Annotated in this window: 16 protein-coding genes; 10 read left to right on the top strand and 6 right to left on the bottom strand. The window is 73.1% G+C overall.

Annotation, left to right across the window (positions count from 1 at the left end):
* The first annotated feature begins 174 nt into the window (after positions 1-174).
* Positions 175-3,141 (top strand): excinuclease ABC subunit UvrA, encoded by a 2,967-nt coding sequence (gene uvrA / locus WMF20_RS21945; protein ID WP_437616503.1) that lies wholly within the window; start codon positions 175-177, stop codon positions 3,139-3,141.
* A gap of 118 nt (positions 3,142-3,259) precedes the next feature.
* Here uvrA and WMF20_RS21950 read toward each other — a convergent pair whose 3' ends face one another.
* Positions 3,260-3,622: a TraR/DksA family transcriptional regulator gene (locus tag WMF20_RS21950; protein WP_129576196.1), complete on the bottom strand. Its 363-nt coding sequence runs from the start codon at positions 3,620-3,622 to the stop codon at positions 3,260-3,262.
* A gap of 521 nt (positions 3,623-4,143) precedes the next feature.
* Between WMF20_RS21950 and WMF20_RS21955 the strand changes: the two genes are divergently transcribed.
* Together WMF20_RS21955 and WMF20_RS21960 are read left to right on the top strand one after the other, a co-directional pair.
* Positions 4,144-5,055 (top strand): NUDIX hydrolase, encoded by a 912-nt coding sequence (locus tag WMF20_RS21955; protein WP_437616505.1) that lies wholly within the window; start codon positions 4,144-4,146, stop codon positions 5,053-5,055.
* A 3-nt stretch (positions 5,056-5,058) separates the two neighbouring features.
* The gene (locus WMF20_RS21960; protein ID WP_020736479.1) at positions 5,059-5,646 is read left to right on the top strand and encodes a response regulator; all 588 of its coding nucleotides are present in this window, start codon (positions 5,059-5,061) and stop codon (positions 5,644-5,646) included.
* Between the two features lie 34 nt (positions 5,647-5,680).
* On the opposite strand, the gene WMF20_RS21965 is transcribed toward WMF20_RS21960, so the two are convergent.
* Entirely contained in the window at positions 5,681-7,483 is a 1,803-nt protein-coding gene (locus WMF20_RS21965) for an N-acetylmuramoyl-L-alanine amidase (RefSeq protein WP_437616507.1), read from the bottom strand.
* 210 nt (positions 7,484-7,693) lie between these two features.
* Between WMF20_RS21965 and WMF20_RS21970 the strand changes: the two genes are divergently transcribed.
* From WMF20_RS21970 to WMF20_RS21980, 3 genes are all read left to right on the top strand, one after another.
* Positions 7,694-8,110 (top strand): YbjN domain-containing protein, encoded by a 417-nt coding sequence (locus WMF20_RS21970; protein WP_129576198.1) that lies wholly within the window; start codon positions 7,694-7,696, stop codon positions 8,108-8,110.
* 126 nt (positions 8,111-8,236) lie between these two features.
* Positions 8,237-9,562, top strand: a complete 1,326-nt coding sequence (locus WMF20_RS21975; RefSeq protein ID WP_437616509.1) for a hypothetical protein — start codon at positions 8,237-8,239, stop codon at positions 9,560-9,562.
* A 93-nt stretch (positions 9,563-9,655) separates the two neighbouring features.
* Positions 9,656-11,047 carry a PEGA domain-containing protein gene (locus WMF20_RS21980; RefSeq protein WP_437616511.1) on the top strand — a complete coding sequence of 464 codons (1,392 nt, stop codon included), beginning with the start codon at positions 9,656-9,658 and terminating at the stop codon, positions 11,045-11,047.
* A gap of 50 nt (positions 11,048-11,097) precedes the next feature.
* On the opposite strand, the gene WMF20_RS21985 is transcribed toward WMF20_RS21980, so the two are convergent.
* On the bottom strand, positions 11,098-11,688 hold the full coding sequence (locus WMF20_RS21985) for a Uma2 family endonuclease (protein ID WP_129576201.1): 591 nt from the start codon (positions 11,686-11,688) through the stop codon (positions 11,098-11,100).
* Positions 11,689-11,831: 143 nt separating this feature from the next.
* Here WMF20_RS21985 and WMF20_RS21990 point away from each other — a divergent pair, with 143 nt between their 5' ends.
* Positions 11,832-12,827, top strand: a complete 996-nt coding sequence (locus WMF20_RS21990) for a hypothetical protein (RefSeq protein WP_437616513.1) — start codon at positions 11,832-11,834, stop codon at positions 12,825-12,827.
* A 105-nt stretch (positions 12,828-12,932) separates the two neighbouring features.
* A complete protein-coding gene (locus WMF20_RS21995; protein WP_207217930.1) occupies positions 12,933-13,211 on the top strand; it encodes a hypothetical protein in 279 nt (92 codons plus the stop codon).
* A gap of 297 nt (positions 13,212-13,508) precedes the next feature.
* Here the strand turns inward: WMF20_RS21995 and WMF20_RS22000 are convergent, their stop codons facing one another.
* The 3 genes from WMF20_RS22000 to WMF20_RS22010 form a co-directional block, all read right to left on the bottom strand.
* Entirely contained in the window at positions 13,509-14,414 is a 906-nt protein-coding gene (locus WMF20_RS22000) for a hypothetical protein (protein ID WP_437616515.1), read from the bottom strand.
* A 529-nt stretch (positions 14,415-14,943) separates the two neighbouring features.
* The gene (locus tag WMF20_RS22005) at positions 14,944-15,981 is read right to left on the bottom strand and encodes a deoxyhypusine synthase family protein (RefSeq protein ID WP_437616517.1); all 1,038 of its coding nucleotides are present in this window, start codon (positions 15,979-15,981) and stop codon (positions 14,944-14,946) included.
* 254 nt (positions 15,982-16,235) lie between these two features.
* Positions 16,236-17,663 (bottom strand): sigma 54-interacting transcriptional regulator, encoded by a 1,428-nt coding sequence (locus WMF20_RS22010; RefSeq protein WP_437616519.1) that lies wholly within the window; start codon positions 17,661-17,663, stop codon positions 16,236-16,238.
* 125 nt (positions 17,664-17,788) lie between these two features.
* On the opposite strand from WMF20_RS22010, the gene WMF20_RS22015 reads away from it, so the two are divergent.
* Both WMF20_RS22015 and WMF20_RS22020 read left to right on the top strand, forming a co-directional pair.
* Complete coding sequence (locus WMF20_RS22015; RefSeq protein WP_437616521.1) at positions 17,789-18,604, top strand: hypothetical protein; 816 nt, start codon at positions 17,789-17,791, stop codon at positions 18,602-18,604.
* Between the two features lie 53 nt (positions 18,605-18,657).
* Positions 18,658-19,929 carry a Stp1/IreP family PP2C-type Ser/Thr phosphatase gene (locus tag WMF20_RS22020; RefSeq protein WP_437616523.1) on the top strand — a complete coding sequence of 424 codons (1,272 nt, stop codon included), beginning with the start codon at positions 18,658-18,660 and terminating at the stop codon, positions 19,927-19,929.
* Positions 19,930-19,957: the final 28 nt, after the last annotated feature.

Below are 19,957 nucleotides of genomic sequence, written 5' to 3' on the forward strand. Positions count from 1 at the left end.
GCGCCGCGCATCGAGCAAACGGGAAACGCGCCGCGCCGCCGGGAATGCGGAAAGGCGCGGCGGGAGAGCGGCGGGAGAGCGGCGGGAGCGCGGCGCGAGAGCGCCGGGAGCGCGGCGCGCGCGCAGGAGCGCGCCCCGCCCGCTGCCGTGTGTGATAGCTCTCCGGTTCCCCCTATGGATCGACTGGTCGTTCGAGGCGCTCGGCAGCACAACCTCAAGAACGTCAGCGTGTCGCTTCCCCGCGACCGCCTGGTGGTGATCACCGGCCCGAGCGGCTCGGGCAAATCGTCCCTGGCGTTCGACACCATCTACGCGGAGGGGCAGCGCCGCTACGTCGAGTCGCTCTCCGCCTACGCGCGGCAGTTCCTCGAGCAGCTCTCCAAGCCCGACGTCGAGTCGATCGAGGGCCTCTCGCCCGCGATCGCGATCGAGCAGCGCGCGCTGGCCAAGAGCCCGCGCTCGACCGTCGGCACGGTGACCGAGATCTCGGACTACCTCCGCCTGCTCTTCGCGCGGGTCGGCACCCCCCACTGTCCCGCGTGCGGCAAGCGGATCGAGGCCCAGACGGTGCAGCAGATCGTCGACCGCATCCTCGATTTCGGGGACAAGACGCGGGTCACGATCATGGCGCCGATCGCGCGGGGCCGCCGCGGCGAGCTGAAGCTCGACATCGAGCGGCTGCGGCGCGAGGGGTTCGTGCGCGCGCGCATCGACGGCGAGATCGTCGACCTCGGCGACGAGATCGTCCTCGACCGAACGCGCGCCCACGACCTCGACGTGGTCGTGGACCGGATCGTGGTCAAGGAGGGCATCAAGGGCCGGCTCACCGACTCGGTCGAGCTCGCCCTCAAGCTGGGCGAAGGCCGGCTGCTCGTCGACATCTCCAGCGACGGCATGAAGATCGAGCCGCTCTGGATGAGCGAGCGCTTCGCGTGCATCGACTGCGGCATCTCCCTGCCGCCGATCGAGCCGCGGATGTTCTCGTTCAACGGCCCGCACGGCGCCTGCCCCGCCTGCGACGGCATCGGCGCGAGGACCCGCATCGACCCCGACCGCGTGGTCCCGGATCCGCGGCGGACGCTGCGCGAGGGCGCCGTGGTGGCGTGGGGGCGCCGCGGCTCGCTCTCGCTCGCCACCGAGACGGAGCGGGCCGTGAGCGCGCTCGGCTGCGATCCGGACGTGCCGTGGGCGAAGCTGCCGGCGGCCGTGCGGCAGGCGATCCTCGAGGGGAGCGACGCCTCGAGCGCCGGCGGCCGGGGGAAGAAGAAGGCGGCCTACGAGGGGATCATCCCGCGGCTCGAGCGGCTCCTGAGCAGCGGCGAGCCCGCCCTCGCCGACGAGGAGGACGCCGATCCCGACGAGGACAGCGCCGCGCTCTCCGACGAGATCGGTCGCTTCGTCATCACGCGGGTGTGCGACGCCTGCGACGGCAGGCGCCTGCGCCCCGAGGCGCTCGCCGTGCGCCTCGGCGATCGCAACATCGCGGAGGTCGGCACCCTGCCGCTGCGCACGCTGCGCACCTTCCTCGAGGGGCTCATGCCGCCCAGGGACGGGGCGCCGCGGCCCTCCGGCGGCGACGCCGCGGGCGAGGCGCCGGCCGACGGCGGGCTCGCGCCGCGCGAGCGCGCCATCGCCGAGCCGCTGCTCCGGGCGGTGATCGCCCGCCTCGGCTTCCTCATCGACGTCGGGCTCGACTACCTCACGCTGGATCGCTCCGCGCAGACCCTCTCCGGCGGCGAGGGGCAGCGCATCCGCCTGGCGACGCAGATCGGGGCCGCGCTCGTCGGCGTGCTCTACGTGCTCGACGAGCCCTCGGTGGGCCTGCACGCGCGCGACAACACGCGCCTGCTCGAGGCGCTCCGGCGGCTCGTGGATCTCGGCAACACCGTCGTCGTCGTCGAGCACGACCGCGACGCCATCCTCGCGGCCGACCACGTCGTGGACATGGGCCCGGGCGCGGGCGTGCACGGCGGCAACGTCGTGGCGCAGGGCACGCCGGAGGAGCTGAGCGCCGATCCCGCGTCGATCACGGGCCCCTACCTCAGCGGCAAGAAGCAGCTGGCGATCCCGACGAAGCGCCGGCGCCCCGACGGGCGCGTCATCCGCGTGGCCGGCGCGCGGGCGCACAACCTCCGCAACGTGACGGCCGAGATCCCGGTCGGCCTCTTCTGCACGGTCACGGGCGTGTCCGGCTCCGGCAAGTCGAGCCTCATCGTCGACACGCTCCTGCCGGCCGCGAAGAACGAGCTGTACCGGAGCTCCGCCCCGATCGGCGCGTGCGACGGCATCGAGGGCCTCTCGCACATCGACAAGGTGATCTCGATCGATCAGGCCCCCATCGGCCGCACGCCGCGCTCCAACCCGGCGACGTACACGGGGGTCTTCGGGCTGCTCCGCGAGCTGTACGCGGGCCTCCCGGAGGCGAGGACGCGCGGGTACAAGGCGGGCCGCTTCTCGTTCAACGTGAAGGGCGGCCGCTGCGAGGCGTGCCAGGGCGACGGCGTGCTCCGGATCGAGATGCACTTCCTGCCCGACATCTTCGTCACGTGCGAGACGTGCGGGGGCCGCCGGTACAACCGCGAGACGCTCGAGGTGCTCTACCGCGGGATGTCGATCGCGGACGCGCTCGACCTCACGGTCGAGCAGGCGATCGAGCAGTTCGAGGCGCTCCCCCGCGTCCGCGAGCGGCTCGCCGCGCTCGCGCGGGTCGGCCTCGGCTACATCACGCTGGGTCAGCCCGCGACGACGCTCTCGGGCGGCGAGGCGCAGCGAGTGAAGCTCGCGCGCGAGCTCGCGCGCAAGGCCACCGGCCGCACGCTCTACGTGCTCGACGAGCCGACCACGGGCCTGCACTTCTCGGACATCGAGGTGCTCACCGCGAGCCTCATGAGCCTGCGCGACGCCGGGAACACCGTCCTCGTGATCGAGCACAACCTCGACGTCATCGCGTGCAGCGACTGGGTGATCGATCTCGGCCCCGAGGGCGGCGAGCGCGGCGGGACGATCGTCGCGTCGGGCACCCCGGAGGACGTCGCGCAGGAGGAGGCGTCGTTCACCGGCGCGTACCTGCGCGACGTGCTCGCGGCGTCCAAGCGCCGCGGCCCGCAGGCGCCGCGCGGCCGGGCGTCGGCCCGCAAATAAAAGAGCGGGCGTGGCCCCGCCCGGTCCCCGCGAGGCGGACCGGAGGCGGAGCGCACGCCCGACGGCGCGGCGGCACCACCGCGCGGAGGCCGAAGGCGCGGACCTCCGCGCGCGGCGTTCAGCCGTAGTCCTTCTCGACCCGCTCCTGGTCCTCTTTGCAGCGGATGCAGAGGGTCGTCTCGGGGCGCGCCTCGAGGCGCTTCGCCGAGATCTCCTCCTCGCACTCCTCGCACTTGCCGAACGAGCCGTCCTCGATCTTCAGGAGCGCCTTGTGGATCTTGTCGAGGAACGACTTCTCGCGGCCGCGGAGCCGGAAGGTGAACGACTGCAGGTACTCGCTCGACGCGAGATCCATCTCGTCCGGGAGATCGTTCGCGTCGAGCATCATGTCTTCGGTCAGCGTTTGCTTGGCCTTCTTGACGATCTCGTCGCGCTTCGTCTCAAGCAGGGTCTTGAACTTTTTCAGCTGGGCCTTGTTCATAGGTCCTCTCGCGTCGAATGCGCCGTTCGGCGCCGCCGTCTGAGCTCCCTGGCGCATGCAAGCCGCGGGGCGTCGACCCCCGGGCTGCCGGAACGGGGCTTACGGCTCCGCGACATGTCCGGAGAGGCCGGATAGCCCCCCGAAATTGCGAGGCGCGGGATTCTAGGCGTGAGCGCCGTGCCCGTCAACGACGCCTCCGTCGGTGGCAGAGTTCGCCCAATGCGCGCGGCGATCACCGCCGCATCCGTCGCCGCGGCGTCGCGCTTGGTGCGACGGCCGCGACCGATCGCTCGCAGCGGCATCGATGTCGGGAGAGCGTGGAAAGCGCCTGCGGGAACGCCCCGAGGTGCAGGAAAGGGCGGCGGTTTTGGCCCCAAACCCGCATGCTCACCGCTGAGCACGCCGGAAAAGAGACGCAGCGGACGGTTTGACGAAAGACAGCTCACGTGGAACAAATTTATCCCATATTGCTGGATTTCGATCAGAACCGAACCCCGATTCGACCTCGCGATGCCGCCACGGTGATCGTCCTGCGTGACGGTTGCGTGGGGGTCGAGGTGTTCTGCGTCCGCCGCCACGCGAGCTCGAGCTTCATGGGCGGCGCCGTGGTGTTCCCGGGTGGGAAGGTGGACGCGCAGGACGGCGCGGAAGTCTGGAGGGATCGGGCGACCGATCCGCCGGCGCGCGCTGCTGCGTTCGCGACAGACGCGACCGCGGCGCGCGCGCTGTGCGTGGCGGCGTGCCGCGAGACGCTCGAGGAGGGGGCGATCCTGCCGACGGATCCGCCGCTGTCCGGCGACGAGCTCGACGCGGTCGCGCTGGAGCTCGCCGCCGGGGCGCCGCTCGACGCGAGCCTCGAGCGGCGCGGCCTGAGGCTCGCCCTGGCGGCGCTCGTGCCGTGGGCCCGGTGGATCACGCCCGTCGCCGAGGCGCGCCGCTTCGACGCGCGCTTCTTCCTGCTGCCGCTGCCGCGCGGCCAGGTCGGGTGCCACGACGGGCACGAGACGACGATGAGCTTCTGGGCCGCGCCTTCGGAGGTGCTGGCGCGCGCCGCGCGCGGCGAGATCGTCCTCGCCCCGCCGACGTCGCGCACGCTCGAGCTGCTCTCCGCGGCCCGGGACGTGCGCAGCGCCGTGGCGCTCGCGGAACGCCAGCCGCTCCTGCCGATCTGCCCGCGCTTCGTCCCGGGCGACGGGGCCGAGCCGCCCTACCTGGCGCTGCCGGGCGACCCCTCGCACGAGATCCGCGAGCGGCGCGTCGACGGCCCGACCCGTTATGTCCTGCGCGACGGGCGCTTCGTCGCTGAAGAATGCTGCGCACATGGATCCCCGATCCACATCAAACAGGAACGAGAGCCCAGATCCACGACGAGCTTCGACACCCCCCAGACGAATGCCCCCTCCGTGCCGGCGACGCCTGATCTCGAGGAGTGAGCCATGGAAACGAACCCGAAAGAGAACACGACGCAGCCCGAGCTGTTCACCGCGAGCGACGTCGCGCGCTTCTGTCAGGTGGACCTCAAGACCATTCACAACTGGGCGGACAAGGGGGAAATCCGCCACTTCCGCACGCCCGGACGGCACCTCCGCTTCCGGCGGCTGGACGTGCTCGATTTCCTCCGAAAGTACGGCTACCCCATCCCGGAGATCCTGCGGATGGGCAAGCCGAAGGTCGTCGTGGTCGATGACGACCCCGCCGTCCTCGCCGCGCTCCGCAAGACCCTCTCGCGGAGGTTCGACCTGACCACGTTCCAGGATCCGTTCGACGCCCTCGTCGCGGTGGGCAACCTCCAGCCCGACGCGCTCATCCTGGACGTGATGATGCCGGGGCTCGACGGCGTGCGCTGCCTGGAGCGCCTCCGGTCCATCGACTCGACCTCGCACATCCGCTGTATCGTCTACTCGAACCACGAGGAGATGAAGAAGAACGCGACCGAGGCCGGCGCCTACGACTTCATCAAGAAGGGCGAGGCCGGCGAGCTGCGCGACTCGCTCGAGCGGCTCATGGGCCTCGAGCGGGGGTGATCCCGGCGGCGCTTTTGCGGGCCGTCCTCGCCCTTCACTTGCCCTCGCGGTAGGCGCGGATCGCGTTCACGATGGCGTCCGCCATCTTCTGCCGGAAATCGGCGGTGGCGAGGCGCGCCTCGTCGTCGGGGTTCGAGATGAACGAGGTCTCGAACAGCGCGGCCGGCATGTCGGCGCCCGCCAGGACGAAGAAGCCCGCGCCCTTGACGCCCTGGTCCTTTGTGTCGGGGTAGCGGGGCGACAGCGAGGCGAGCGACGACCGCTGGAGGAGCTCGGCGAAGTGGCGCGAGCGGGCCGCCATGTCGCCGACGTTGAGGTTCGACAGGATCGCCGCCACCTCGCGGCGGGCCTCGGGATCGCCCGGATCCGCGCCCTGCCCGCCCCTGGCGGCGCGGGCGGCGTTCTCGCGCGCCGCGAGCGCGGCCGACGTCGACTCGGCGTCGTGAGGCGCCGCGAGCGAGAAGGTCTGGACCCCGCGCGCGCGGCCGTTGTCGCTGGCGTTGCAGTGGATCGAGACGAACAGGTCGGCGTGGAACGCGTTCGCGCGCGCGGTGCGGAGCTCGAGCGGGACGTAGACGTCGCTGTCCCGGGTGAGGAGCGTCTCGATCTTGAGCTCGCGCGCGAGGAGCGGGGCGACGCGGTGGGCGACGTCGAGCGTCACGTCCTTCTCCTTCAGCCCGGTCGGCCCGACGGCGCCGGTGTCGTTGCCGCCGTGCCCCGGGTCGATCACGACGCGCCGGACCTCCCGCGCGCCGCCGGGCTTGCCCTCGTCGTCGCGCACCGGCGGGCGGGTGCTCACGTCGACGACGATCCGGAACGGCTCGGGCAGGTAGAAGATCCGGCGGTACAGGTTGGCGGCGAGATCGAGGACGACGCGCGTGCCCTTCGGCTGCACGCCGACGCGCACGCGCCGGAGGACGCCGCCGACCTCGATCTCCCGCGCGACGCCGCGCGACGTCGCCCTCGCGATGTCGACGAAGATGCGCGCGTCCTTGCCGGCGGTCTCGTCCGCCGGGAGCGTGCCGACATTGAACGTCGTCGGCGCGGAGAGCTCGATGACCACGCGCGCCCCCTTGTCCGAGCCGTGCCGCTCGATCGACGTGACCTTCACCGGGCCCGCGGGCGCCGCGGACGCCGGAGGGGCGACGACGAGATCGCCCGAGGCGTCGGCGGTCGTCTGCACCGGCGCCGCGCTCGCCGCGGAGGCGGACGGCGCGGCGCCCGGCGCGAGCGCCAGCGCGAGCGCGACGCCCTCGACGCGGTGCCCCTCCTGCTCCAGGGCGCGCAGCGCGTCCCCGCTGGGCCGATACGCGGCGGCCTGCGCCAGGGCGACCGCGATGGCGCCGAGGCACGGCGAGGGCGCGGGCGGCGCGCCGCCGGACGCGGGCGGCGAGAGGGCCGCGTAGCGCCGGGAGACCAGGTAGAGCTCGCGGTACGAGACGGCGGCGTCGCGGGCGAGCTCGCCGGCGAGCAGCGCGCGGCGGCGCTCGGCCTGGCACGCGCGCTCGAGGTGGGCCGGATCGGCCGAGGCGCGGAAGGCGGTCGCCGCGGCGCTGTAGAGCTCCATCGCCTCGCGCGCGTCGGTGGCCGCCTGATCGAGGCGGAAGAGCCGCACGCGAAGATCGGCGGCGAGCTCCGCGAGCGCGGCGGCCGGCGCCCCGGCCTCGGCCCGCGACGACGCGATGGCGACGGCGTCGGCGAGGGCGACCGTCTCGGCGCGGGGCGGGAGCAGCGCGCCCGGATCGAGCAGCGCGGCGGCGCGCTGCTCGTCGGAGAGGGCGGCGGGAGCGGCGGGCGCGCCGCCGTCGGCGCCGCACCCGAGGGTGTGCGCGGCCACCGCAAAAAGCGGGATCGCCGCGCAGACCAGGGCGTTACGATGCACCTGCGCTGGGGTGGTGCGCCGTCGGTTCGCCAGAGCTGCCCCGCGCGCCGAACGAACGGCGATACGTCCCGGAGGTTTCACGTGCCCGACCTCACGCCCACTTCATCCACAGAACCCCTCTACGCGGATCGTGCGTCGGGGGAGAGGTTTGCCGACGCGACGAGCATGGTCAACGCGTATCTCGCCCGGTACGCCGCGAGCTCTCGGGGCGGGGCCGGATCGCCGGGCGGCGCGGGCGCCAGCACGCTCGACGAGACCGGGTACGCGCAGCTCCAGCACGGGAGCGCGACGATCGGCGTCAACGTGCTCGAGGCCCAGGGGGTCCTGATGGTCTTCTCTCCGATCATGGCGGTCCCCCAGAGCGGGCGGGAGGCCTTCTACCGGCGCCTCCTGGAGCTCAGCTTCGTCGCCACCTCCGACGCGGCGTTCGCGATCGACAGGTCGCGCAACGAGGTGGTGGTGCGCTGCCTGCGGCGGCTCAGCGCGCTCGAGTACGAGGAGTTCGAGGATATCGTCACGACGGTGAGCCAGGTCGCCGACAAGTGGGACGACGCGCTGCTGCGCGAGGTGCGCGGCGGATGAGCGGGTCGATGCGCCTCCCGGGGCGCGGGCGGCGCGCGCCCCCGCCGCCGCGCGGCAGGCGGGCGACGCGCGGCTCCGTCGCGAGATTGCGGTGCGGCAGACGCGGGTGATAAGTTCCTCACCGCGATGACTGCGGGGGAGCGACCGACGACCGCGGAACCTGGTGAGCGCTCCCTCTCTGCGGAGGAAGCGGATCGGCTCGCGGCGTCGATCCGGCCCTCGTGGGAGGGGTTCGACGAGCGGGGCAGCGCCCCCGGCGCCCGGGGCGACGAGCGCGGCAGCGCCCCCGGCGCCGCGGCCGCGAAGCCGCCGGAGGCCGGCGCGGCGCCCCCTGTCGATGCGCCGGCCGCGAAGCCGCCGGAGGCCGCGGCGGCGCCCCCCGTCGATGCGCCGGCCGCGGGGCGCGAGCCGGCGATGGCCGCCTTCTCTGCCGCGCCGATCGCGCCCGCGGCGCGCGTGCTGGAAGCGCCGCCGGCCGGCGCGTCCGGCGTGTCCGACACCGTGATCGAGGGGGTCCCGACCATCGCCGTCGGCGACGACGCACAGGGGGCGCCGGCCGCTGCGGCCACGCCCAAGGCCGCAGCGGGCGCTCCAGAGGCCGGCGCGCAGGACAGCCCCGCGCCTCGGCCGCCCGCGGACGCCCAGACGAGCGGCGGCGCTGCCGGCGCCGGCGCGGTCGGCGCTCCGGAGGGCGGCGCGGCGAAGCCGGGCCAGTACCTCGCGCCCGCCGGAAAGACGCGCGTCGGCGTGGGCGAGCCGGATGCGGCGGACGGCGCGCCGACGGCCGAGCCCGGCGGCAAGGCCGGCGCACGGGCCGCTGAGCCGGGGCGCCCGGAGCCGACCCCCTCCCCTGCGCGCGAGCATGAGCCGCCGTCCGCGCGGCCTGCGCGCACCCGCTCTCGCGCGGCGCCCCCGGCGACGGAGGGCGCCGGTTCGGTGACCGCGTCCGCCGTGCGCACGGAAGACCACGATCCGATCGAGATCCCGGTCTCCACGCCGAACAAGGCGGCGCTGCGGATCGTCATCGCCCTCGTCGGCGCGGTCTTCCTCTTCTTCGTCGTCCGCGCCCTGCGTAACGACGACGCCGGCGACGATCCCAGGCCGTCCGCGGCGGAGGCGCAGCCCACGGCGACGGAGGCACCTCCCGCCGTCACCGCGCAGGCAACCGCCGACCCTTCGCCCGCCGCCGCTGCCACGGAAGGCGACGTCGCGCCGGCGCCGAGCGCCTCCGCGCCGGCGAGCCCTCCGGCCCCCGCGGCGACGACATCTGCCTCCGCCGCGGCGCCGTCCGCCGCCGCGCCGCCGTCTGCCGCCGCGCCGCCAGCGACGCCCCCGGCGCCGGCGGCCGAGCCCAAGGCAGCTCCGGCACCGAAGAAGCCTGCGCCGGCGCAGCGCGGGAGCTCGACCGGAGGCAACAAGGGCGGCGGCATCATCCGCGATGCGCCGTTCTGAAGCGCCCCCGCTCTCCGCCTCGGCAGCGAGGCTTGCTGCAGTCGTTCGTTACCTTCCGCGGACGCCGACGAGGCGAAGCCGACCTGAGGAGCCATGAAAACACGCGCCTGCGCCCCCGTTCTCCTGCTCTCGCTCATCGCTCCTGCCGTGCTCACCGAGGCCGGGCTCCCCTCCTCTCTTCTCGGCGAGCCGCTCTGTTTCGCGCAGTCGTCCGATCCCGTCACCGAGGTCGCGCGCCAGCGTTACGAGGACGGGGTCAAGGCCTATGACGCCGGCCGGTTCGAGGATGCGCGCACGGCGTTTCTTCAGGTCTACGCGCTCAAGCGACACCCGGCCGTGCTGCTCAACCTCGGGCAGAGCGAGCTTCGCTCCAATCACCTGGAGGACGCCGGCAAGCACCTCCAGCAGTTCCTGCGCGAGCACACCACCGCGACGCCGGACCAGCGCGCCGCCGCCGAGAAGGCGCTCGCCGACGTGAAGCGGCGGACCGGCTTCATCGTCGTGTCGACCGACGCGAACGGCGCGGACGTCAGCGTCGACGGCGTCCTCGTCGGCAAGGCGCCCCTGCTCGATCCGGTGTTCGTGACCCCCGGCAAGCACACCTTGTTCGCGACCTACCAGGACCGCTCGGCGACGGTCCAGGTGGATGCGAAGATCGGCACGGCCACGCCGGCGACGCTCACCCTGGGAACGACCGGCGCGCCCGTCGCCAGCGCGCCGACGCCCGCGCCGGGGGCGTCGCAGGCCGCGCCGACCTCGGGCGTGCCGGCGGGGGCCACGCCGCCGGGCACCGCGCAGCCGGCCCCCGGCTCGCCGACGCCGGGCGCGACGACCCCGGGCGCGACCGCGCCCGGCGCAGCGACCCCCGGCGCGGCGGCGCCCGGCGCAGCGGCACCCGGCGCGACAGCGCCGAGCGCTCCGCCGGCGGCGACGAGCTCCGGCGGGCTCAGCGTCTCGACGAGCAGCACGCTGGGCACGATGAGCCCGGACCAGACCTCCGGCGGTCGCGAGCCGTTCTTCCACTGGTACGCGCGCAAGCCGCTCGCCTGGGCGGGGACGGGCGTCGCGGGCGTCGGTCTGGTCATGGGGATCATCGGCTCGGCGATCGTCGTCAACGCGCGCGGCAACGCCGACGAGGTCGGGCAGACGATCGAGGCGTACGTCGCGAGCCACGAGAGCACGATCCCCGCAAACCGCAGGTCGCAGCCGTGCGGCGCGCGCGAGGATCCCTCGGGCGACCTCCCCGGCTTCCAGACCGCGTGCGGGACCCTGCGGGATGAGCTCGACCGCTACGACGGCGCGCTCCCCTGGGCGATCACCGGGTGGGTCCTCCTCGGCGTCGGGGTCGTCGGCACCGCGACGTACGCCATGATCGACTGGTACCCTCAGAAGCAGCAGACCGCGTCGGGCGGCCCGCGCATCACCGCGATCGCGCCGTTCGTGGCGCCCGGTCAGGCGGCCCTCGGCGTCGCGGGCACCTTCTAGTTCCGCCCGCCCGACGTCCGTCCAGGGATGGGGATCCGGAGAGAGATCCGCTACTTCGCCCAGAGCACGGAGAGGTCGAGCTCGATGGCATCGAAGGGCTCGACGCGGACGCGCGCGGCGTCGCGGTGGGTCGCGACGGGGGTCCATGCGCGCCCGGACGCGAGCGCGAAGACCTCGAGAGTGCGCGCGATCGGGTCGACCAGCCACGCGTATCGCACGCCCTCGCGCGCATAGATCGGCATCTTCTCGTCGCGGTCGACGTCCTCCGTCGAAGGGCTCAGCACCTCGCAGATCCAGTCCGGGGCGAGCTCGAAGTAGGCCGTATCGGGCAGCTCCGGCATGCGCTCGACGCGCCAGCCCGCGAGATCGGGCACAAGCGCGTCGATCTCGCCGGGCGCGTTCGGATCGGGGAAGTGGAGCTCGGGCTCGTCCAGGAGGTGCCAGCCGCCGGGTCCGCCCTCGCCCAGATCGAAGGGGCCGGACAGCTTACCCCCGAGCCTGGACGACGCCCGTGCATGTCGCGGTGCGGGCCGGGGGAACACGTGCAGGGTGCCGCGAACGAGCTCCGCCACCTTGTTCGGCGGGACCGCTTCGAGGTCGGCGTACGTGGCGCGGCGCTGCTTCTCGGCGGGCTCGCCCATGGGCCAAGCCTGCCCGGGGACGCGAGGCAAAACAAGTCGGTGAGGAGCAGGCCGGAGCGGCGCGCGGCGGCTCGCGCTGTGGACCGCCGCGCGAGCCGTCCACGTCGGTTGACCCGGGTTCGCCGCTAGGTAGCCTCGCCGTCGTGGAGCTGCGGTTCGACCTCTGGCATCTGGCTTTCGTGAGCCTCGTCGCGGGCCGGGCTCCGCCAAACTTCGAGGTCCTGTCCGAGGTGCGGCTCACGATCGAGCCTCAGCGCGCGGACCTCTTGCTCCTTCGCCGGGTCGGCGCCGAGCGGAAGGATGACCAGGCGCTCGTGCTGCGCGCGCTCTGGGCGCGGCTCGGGCGGGTGGCGATCGTGGAGTACAAGAGCCCCGTCGAGTCGTCGTTCCGGCCCGGCGATCTGGTGCGGCTCGTGACCTATGGCGGACTGTACGAGACGGCCCACCTCGACGAGCTGCCGGCGCCAGGGGACCTGACGCTGGTGCTGGTGGTCGCGTCGGTAACGCCGACGCTGCGCCAGGATCTGGCGCGCAAGGGCTGGACCCTGAGCCCGCTCGGGGGCGGGTATGCGCGCATCGACGGGCCGATGTACACTACGTACGTCGCCATCACGGACGAGGTGACCGACGCGGAACGCGACGACTACCTGCGGCTCTTCAGCCATCGGACCGCCCAGCCGGGCGAGGCAGCGCGGTGGCTGAAGCAGTGGATGAGGGACACGAGGATGAAGCAGCCGGACATCGAGGAGCTCCCGGGGTACGAGGAGATGTTCCAGAAGCTGGTCGAGGCGATGCCCGTGGAAAAGCGGCTCGCCGGGCTCGCCCCCGAGCAGCGCCTCGCCGGGCTCGCCCCCGAGCAGCGCCTCGCCGGGCTCGCCCCCGAGCAGCGCCTCGCCGGGCTCGCCCCCGAGCAGCGCCTCGCCGGGCTCGCCCCCGAGCAGCGCCTCGCCGGGCTCGCCCCCGAGCAGCGCCTCGCCGGGCTCGCTCCCGAGCAGCGCCTCGCCGGGCTCGCCCCCGAGCAGGTGATCCTCGCGCTCCCGGTGGAGGTGCTGCGCATGCTCCCCGAGGAGCATCTCCAGTCGCTCCCCCCCGACGTTCAGGAAACGATCAAGAAGCGCCTCCGGGGCACCGCTCATTGACGCGCGGCTCGCGAGAGCAAGGCCCAGTGAATGCGCCCTCGAGGACGACGTCGCCTGCTTGATCTCGGTGTGCGATCAGCGGCCCGTAGGATGAGGGATACGAGGATGAAGCAGCCGGACATCGAGGAGCTCCCGGAGGCCGAGGAGATGTTCCAGAAGCTGGTCGAGGCGATGCCTGTGGAGAAGCGGCTCGCCGGCCTCACCCTCGAGCAGCGGCTCGCCGGCCTCACCCTCGAGCAGCGGCTCGCCGGCCTCACCGCCGAGCAGGTGATCCTCGTGCTCCCGGTGGAGGTGCTGCGCATGCTCGCCGAGGAGCATCTCCAGTCGCTCCCCCCCGACGTTCAGGAGACGATCAAGAAGCGCCTCCGGGGCACCGCCCAGTGACGCGCGGCTCGCGAGAGCAAGGCCCACTGGATGCGCCCTCGAGGGCGACCTCGCCCGCTTGATCTCGGTGCGCGATCAGCGGCCCGGGGATGGTCGCATGGTCTCGTGGGACAACGGAGGGGCAGCGATACCTGATGAGCATGAGCCAGCGCATCGAGCCATCCATCGGGTCTTCCCGGCGGAGAGCCTAGCCCTGGCGGAGCGCGACCGGTTGAGTCAGGCGCTCCTGCCAGCGTGACAGCGGGGTTACGGCGCGTCCGCAGCGCTGGCACGCCGCGTTGTCGATCGGGAGTGGCTTCAGACCGGCGCGGGCTCGATGGGCTTCGGCTCGGCGGGCTTGGCGTCGGTGGGCTTGGCGTCGGTGGGCTTTGTCTCGACGGGCGCCGGCTCGTCCGGCGCGGCGGCGCTGCCGCGGCGCTTCGGGCGGAGCCTCCGCAGGGCGTTGCGGAACGACGTGGCGCTGAAGCGGCGCTTCGCCTCGGGGAGGTCCCAGCACGCGTTGACGCCGGCGGCGCGTGCCTCGTTCCCGAGCAGCGTGGCGTACGTCACGATGGAGTTGCGGAGCACCATCGCCTCTTCCCGGTTGCGCAGGCCGAGGATGCCGAGCAGGTCGCGGCCGCTCACCTCGTCGAGCAGGGCGCTGCCCTCGCGCAGGAAATCCTCGGTGAGGCCGACGGGCGCGAGGCGGGCCTGGTGCTGCTTGGCGAGCCGGAGCAGCATGGCGAGATCGCTGGTCTCCTCGGTGAGCGTGCCGGTCGTGTTGACGTCGGCGAACTGCTCGGCGACGTCCGGCTCGAACGCGAACGCCTGGTCGGCGAACGCCTTGAGCCGCGCGCGCCACGGCCGGCTCGCCTTGATCACCTGGTCGATGGGCCGCACCTGATAGGCCCCGGTGCGCCTGCCCTCGCCGAACCAGAGGTTCGCCGTGTCGAGCAGCTGCATGGCGCCGCGGAGCAGCGCGCGGCGCTCGGGACCGTAGGCCTTGCTCGCGAGCGCCGCCTCGTACTGGACGACGGCCAGGTAGAGGTCCCGGAGCTCCGTGAGGGTGGTCGAGATGGGCTGGCTCGGCTCCATGACCTCGCGGACGATGCGGTCCATCTCGGGCCGCGCGGCATCGAGGAGGGCCTGAAACTCCGCGGGGGTCGCGACCGCGCGGGTCTCCTTCAGGACGGCGTGCTGCTCTTGTGACAGTTCGATTCCCATGAACCTACCTCCAGTGGGGGTGGCGAGCGGGCAGGCGTAGCACTGCGGCAGAGCTCGCGGCCGCACCAGGCAAGATGCGGTCGTCCGGAAGCACGGTGTCGACGCCGGGGAGCTGCGCCAGCGCGCCCGGGATGCTCCCCAGCGAGCCGGGAACGCGGCCAGCGCCGCCTAGACGGCCGGGAAACCGTGTCAGCAGCGCCGGGGAGCCGTACCAGCAGGTCCGAGGAGCCGTACCAGCAAGTCCGAGGAGCGATACCAGCAGCTCCGAGGAGCGATACCAGCAGCTCCGAGGAGCCATGCCAGCAGGTCCGAGGAGCCATGCCAGCAGGTCCGAGGAGCCATGCCAGCAGGTCCGAGGAGCCATGCCAGCAGGTCCGAGGAGCCGTACCAGCAAGTCCGAGGAGCTCTACCAGCAAGTCCGAGGAGCCCTACCAGCGAGTGCTGGCAGGCATCCCGGGGCTGCCGGGGAGGCGCCGGCAGCTGCTGGCAGAGCGCCGGGAGCTGCTGGGCCAAGGAAACCCGCCGACGCTCACGCGCCGCCCGCCTCGATGATGGCCCGAGCCTCGGCCGGGTGGCGCTTGCACTCGAGCAGCGCTCCGAGCAGGAGCGGCGCCACGATGGTGGCGTCCGACTCGATCACGAACATGGGCGTGTCCGCGGTCAGCTTGTCCCAGGTGATCTTCTCGTTGGGCGTGGCGCCGGAGTACGAGCCGTAGGACGTCGTCGAGTCGGAGATCTGGCAGAAGTAGGCCCAGGGCCGGGCCGGCTCGTCGAGATCGTACTTGAGCGACGGCACCACGCAGATCGGGAAGTCCCCCGCGATGCCCCCGCCGATCTGGAAGAACCCCACGCCCGCGCCCGCGCTGAGCGCGCGGTACTGATCGTACAGCTCGGCCATGTACTCGATGCCCGACTTCACGATGCTCGCGCTGAACTCGCCCCGCTTCACGTAGGACGCGAAGATGTTGCCGAAGGTCGAGTCCTCGTGGCCCGGGACCACCAGCGGCAGCCCGGCCTCCGCGGCGGCGAGCAACCAGCACTCCTCGGGCGGCCCGCGATGGAGCGCGGGCTCGACCGCCCGGACCAGCTCGTAGAAGTACTCGTGCCAGAAGCGGCGCTCGCCGCTCGCCGTCGCCCGCTCCCACATGGGGACGATGTGCTTCTCCACCGCGCGGAAAGCCTCGTCCTCCGGGATGCTCGTGTCGGTCACGCGCCGCATCCGGTCGTCGAGGATCCGCGTGTCGTCCTGCTTGGTGAAGTAACGGTAGTCGGGGAAGTCGCGGTAGCCGTCATGCGCCACGAGGCGAAACAGCGACTCCTCCAGGTTGGCGCCGGTCACGGACATGCCGTGGATCAGGCCGGCGCGGATGGCCGGCGCCAGCGTGATGCCGAGCTGGGCCGAAGACATCGCCCCGGCCACGGCCCAGAACATCTTCCCCCCGCGCTCGATGTGCTCCCAGTAGGCGAGGAGCGCGTCGCGCGTCGCGCGGGCGTTGAAATTCTTGTAATTGCGGAGAACGAACGAGAGGAGGGGCAGCGTCGTGGATGCCGACGTCGTTCCAGCCATGTTTCGCCGAGCCTCGGCGACCACGAAGATCGTCCCGGTGGTCTCGGGTCGCGCAAGCCACCAGGGACGCGCTACGGACCGGCTCAGGCCGGGCCGCCATTGCAGCGTCGGGTGGCTTCGGGGGGAACCCTAGCACGAATCGCGCGGATCGCATCGAGCGCGTCTCAGCGGGCGGAAACCGTGCGAGAGGCGCGCGCCGCCGCGCACAGCCCCCCGCCGGCGCGTGCGCGCGGGAAAGGCGCCACGCGCCGACCTCACCGCTCCCTCGCGGCCCGCAGCAGATCCCGCATCGTCGAGCGCGGGATGTCCGCGAGCCGCGCCGCGGCGCTGATGTTGCCGCCCACCTCCTCGAAGGCGCGGAGCGCGTCCGCGGGCGAGATCTTCCGGCGGACCGGCGGCTCGCGATCGGCGAGGACGGCCGTGATGTGCTCCGGCAGCACGCGGCCGTGCGCGCGCAGCGCAGCTTGGATGAGCACGTTCCGCAGCTCCCGGACGTTGCCTTGCCAGCGGTGCGCCCGCAGCGCGACGAGCGCCCCGGGCGACAGCTGCCGCGGGCCGATCTCGGACGTCGCCAGCAGGTGCTCGGCGAGGAGCGGGATGTCGTCCGGCCGCTCGCGCAGCGCGGGGAGGTGGATCCGGCACACCGCGAGCCGCTCGTAGAGGTCCGCGCGGAAGCGCCGCTCGGCGACGAGCGTCTCCAGGGGCTCGCAGGTCGCGACGATGAGCCGCACGTTGACCTGCGTCGACCCCTCCCCGCCCAGCGGGCGCACCACCCCCTCCTCCACGACGCGCAAGAGCTTCGCCTGGACCTCCAGCGAGAGGGCCGCGATCTCGTCGAGGAAGAGCGTGCCCTGGTTGGCCTCGACGAACGCGCCCCGCCGGTCCCGATGCGCGCCGGTGAACGCGCCCCGCCGGTGGCCGAACAGCTCGGACTCGGCGATGTCGCGCAGGATCGTGGCGGCGTTCAGCACCACGAACGGCCCGTCCGCCCTCATGCTCATCGCATGGATCGCCCGGGCGACGAGATCCTTGCCCGTGCCCGACTCGCCGCGCAGGAGCACGGGGAGCTGGAGCGGCGCCACCCGCCGCACCGCCGCGGCGAGCTGCCGCATCGGCCGCGAGCGGCCGACGAGCGACGGCAGCGGCGGCCCCTCCTCGATCGGCGGCACCCGCCGCGCCGCCTCGACGCACACCGCCGTGCGGCCGATCTCGAAGCAGCCGCCAGGGACGAGCATCGCCTGCCGCACCCGCACGCCGCCGACGCGGACGCCGTTGCGCGAGTCGAGATCGGTCACCTCGATCGAGGCGCCGCGGTGCACGACGCGGCAGTGGCGAGCGCTCACCGCGACGTCGTCGATCCTCACGTCCGCTGCCGGGGCGCTGCCCAGGACGAGCTCGGCGCCCGGCCCGACCGCGATGCGCACCGGCGTGCTCCAGCCGCTCTGATCGCAGCGGAGCCACACCGTGGCGAGCGCCTCGCGATCCTCCACGAGCTCGATCGTGGCGTCCCGGCTCGACCGGGCCTCGCCGCCCTGAGCTCTCGGGCCCGGCCGACCGCTGGGCGCCCCCGCGGGCCCCCTCCGCAGCGCCGCGGCGGGCGCGACGGGCGCGGCGGCGGGGTGAACGGACGTGACGGGCCTGAAATCGCGATCCTCTTCGCTGCGGGTCGGTGCGTTGTCCATGGTCCAGGAGGTCTGTCGTCGGCGCGCGCGGCGCAGTTGCGTCGCTCGCCCCGCCCCGTCGACATTCCTCGCGCCGGCCCGTCACCCCCTTTGCGCTCGGGACCGCGCTGTTCTAGAGGCCGTTCGTGGCATCGCGCTCAACAGGGTGGATCGCGCCGGCGCTCGGCGCGGTGGCAGCGGCCTGGGTGCTCTCGGCCAACCAGGCCCTCGCCCAGCCAGCAGATCAAGGCACGTCGGCCGCTGTCGAGGACGACGAGGAGCCCGGGCCGGAAGCCGGCGCGAAGCGCCCCGCCGGGCCGGACGAACGAAGCGGGCACGTCCTGATCCAGGGACGCGCCGGCTACAACCTGCCCTTCGGGGGCATGGCCGCCGGACAGCCGGTCAGCGAGAAGGTCTCGGGCGGCCTCGCGTTCGGCGCCAACGTCGGCCTCGGGCTCAGCCGCGTGACCGTCGTGGAAGCGAGCGGCTCCTACGCCCTGCTCTCCGCGGCCGCCGGCTGCGACGGCTGCTCCGGCCGGAGCCTCGATATCGGCCTCGGGTTCGTCTACCACCTCGCCCAGGGCATCGCCTTCGACCCGTGGATCAGCTACGGCGTGGGCTACCGGCGGGCCGTCCTTACATGGCAGGAGGGCTCGGCCGCCGGGCCGACAGCCTCCGACCATGTATTCCATGGGCTCGACGTCGCCCGCATCGCGCTGGGCGGCGATTTCTACCCCGTGTCGAGCTTTGGCGTCGGGGTGTTCGCCGAGCTCGACGCCGGCACCTACCTCTCGCGACCGGGCGAGGACTCCGGTGCCACCGCCTACGGATTCTTCCAGTTCGGCCTGCGCCTCGCGCTGGATCCCGTCCCCCGCGGCGCGCGTACCTCCGCCGTCTCGGCCGGTACGTCTCGGAGGATCGCCGTCCAGGCGACCGGCTCCCCGGGGGCGGCCCGCCGGTAAAGCAGCCGGAATGTGGGCGGTCCGGGGGGCCGGACGGGTATAATCAGCCGCGAATGGGCGAGTTCAGGACGAGCAGCCGCACCCGACCCGTCGCGGCTGCCGTGACCGACGTCGGACGCCAGCGGAAGCACAACGAGGACAACGTCCTCGTGAAGTCCGAGCTCGGTCTCTTCGTCGTGGCCGACGGCATGGGCGGGCACAACGCGGGCAACGTCGCCAGCGCGCTCGCGACAAAATCGCTCGACAACTTCTTCGAAGCGACCCACGCCGGCAGCCTGCCCGGCCCCGTCGCCGCCGACGAGCAGGAGCTCGATCCCGAGGCACGGCGCGTCGTCGCGGCGATCCGCAAGGCGAACCACGATGTGTTCGTCATCTCGAACACGTACACCCAGCACCAGGGCATGGGCTCGACGGTGGTCGCCGCCTACGTGTCGCGCGAGACCGACCGGATCCACGTCGGGCACGTCGGCGACAGCCGCTGCTACCGGATCCGGCACGGCGAGATCGAGCAGCTCACGAAGGACCACTCGCTCATCAACGACGCCCTCGCGCTCAAGCCCGACCTGAGCCAGGACGAGCTGGCGAGGCTCCCGAAGAACATCATCACGCGCGCGCTCGGCATGAAGGACGCGGTGAAGGTCGACATCCGCTCGGAGCGCATCGAGCCCGGCGACGCTTTCCTGCTCTGCTCGGACGGGCTGAGCGGGATGGTCTCGGAGCAGCAGATGCTCGATGTGTTCGACATCACCCAGGACCCCCAGGAGGCCTGCGCGCTCCTCATCGAGATGGCCAACGAGGCGGGCGGGACCGACAACATCTCGGCGCTGATCATCCGCATCCTGCCGGAGGCGGAGGACGAGCGGCAGCCCGACGACGCGGAGCTCGAGGACACCCGGCCCCACCACGTCGACGAGTTCGGCGCGCTGCTCCCGCCGCCGCCGGTCCGCGCGGCGCGGGCCCGGGCCGAGGAGGCCGATCTCGACGCGGCCGCCTCCTCGGGCGACGAGCGCATCGCGGCGCAGCCGATCCACTCCGTCGCGGGCAACGGCCTGCGAAGCCACGCCCAGGGCGCCTCGGGCGCGATGTCGCGCGTGGCCGCCGCGCCGTTCACCGACCGGCGCTCCCGGGCCGCCGCCGGCTCCGGCCGCTACGTGGCGGTCGCGGCGGAACCGAGGCCGGCGGCGCCCCCGGTGAAGGAAGCCCCGCCGGCGAAGCCCGCGAAGCGCCAGACCGAGGTGCGCGTCGCGCGGTGCGCGCACTGCAAGCACGAGCTCTTCATCGGCAACCGCTTCTGCGTCGAGTGCGGCGCGCCCATCAAGCCGTGAGCAGCGCCGCGGGCGCGCGCCGCGCGGC

This window comes from Sorangium sp. So ce834 (assembly GCF_051521425.1).
Classification (GTDB): domain Bacteria; phylum Myxococcota_A; class Polyangia; order Polyangiales; family Polyangiaceae; genus Sorangium; species Sorangium cellulosum_D.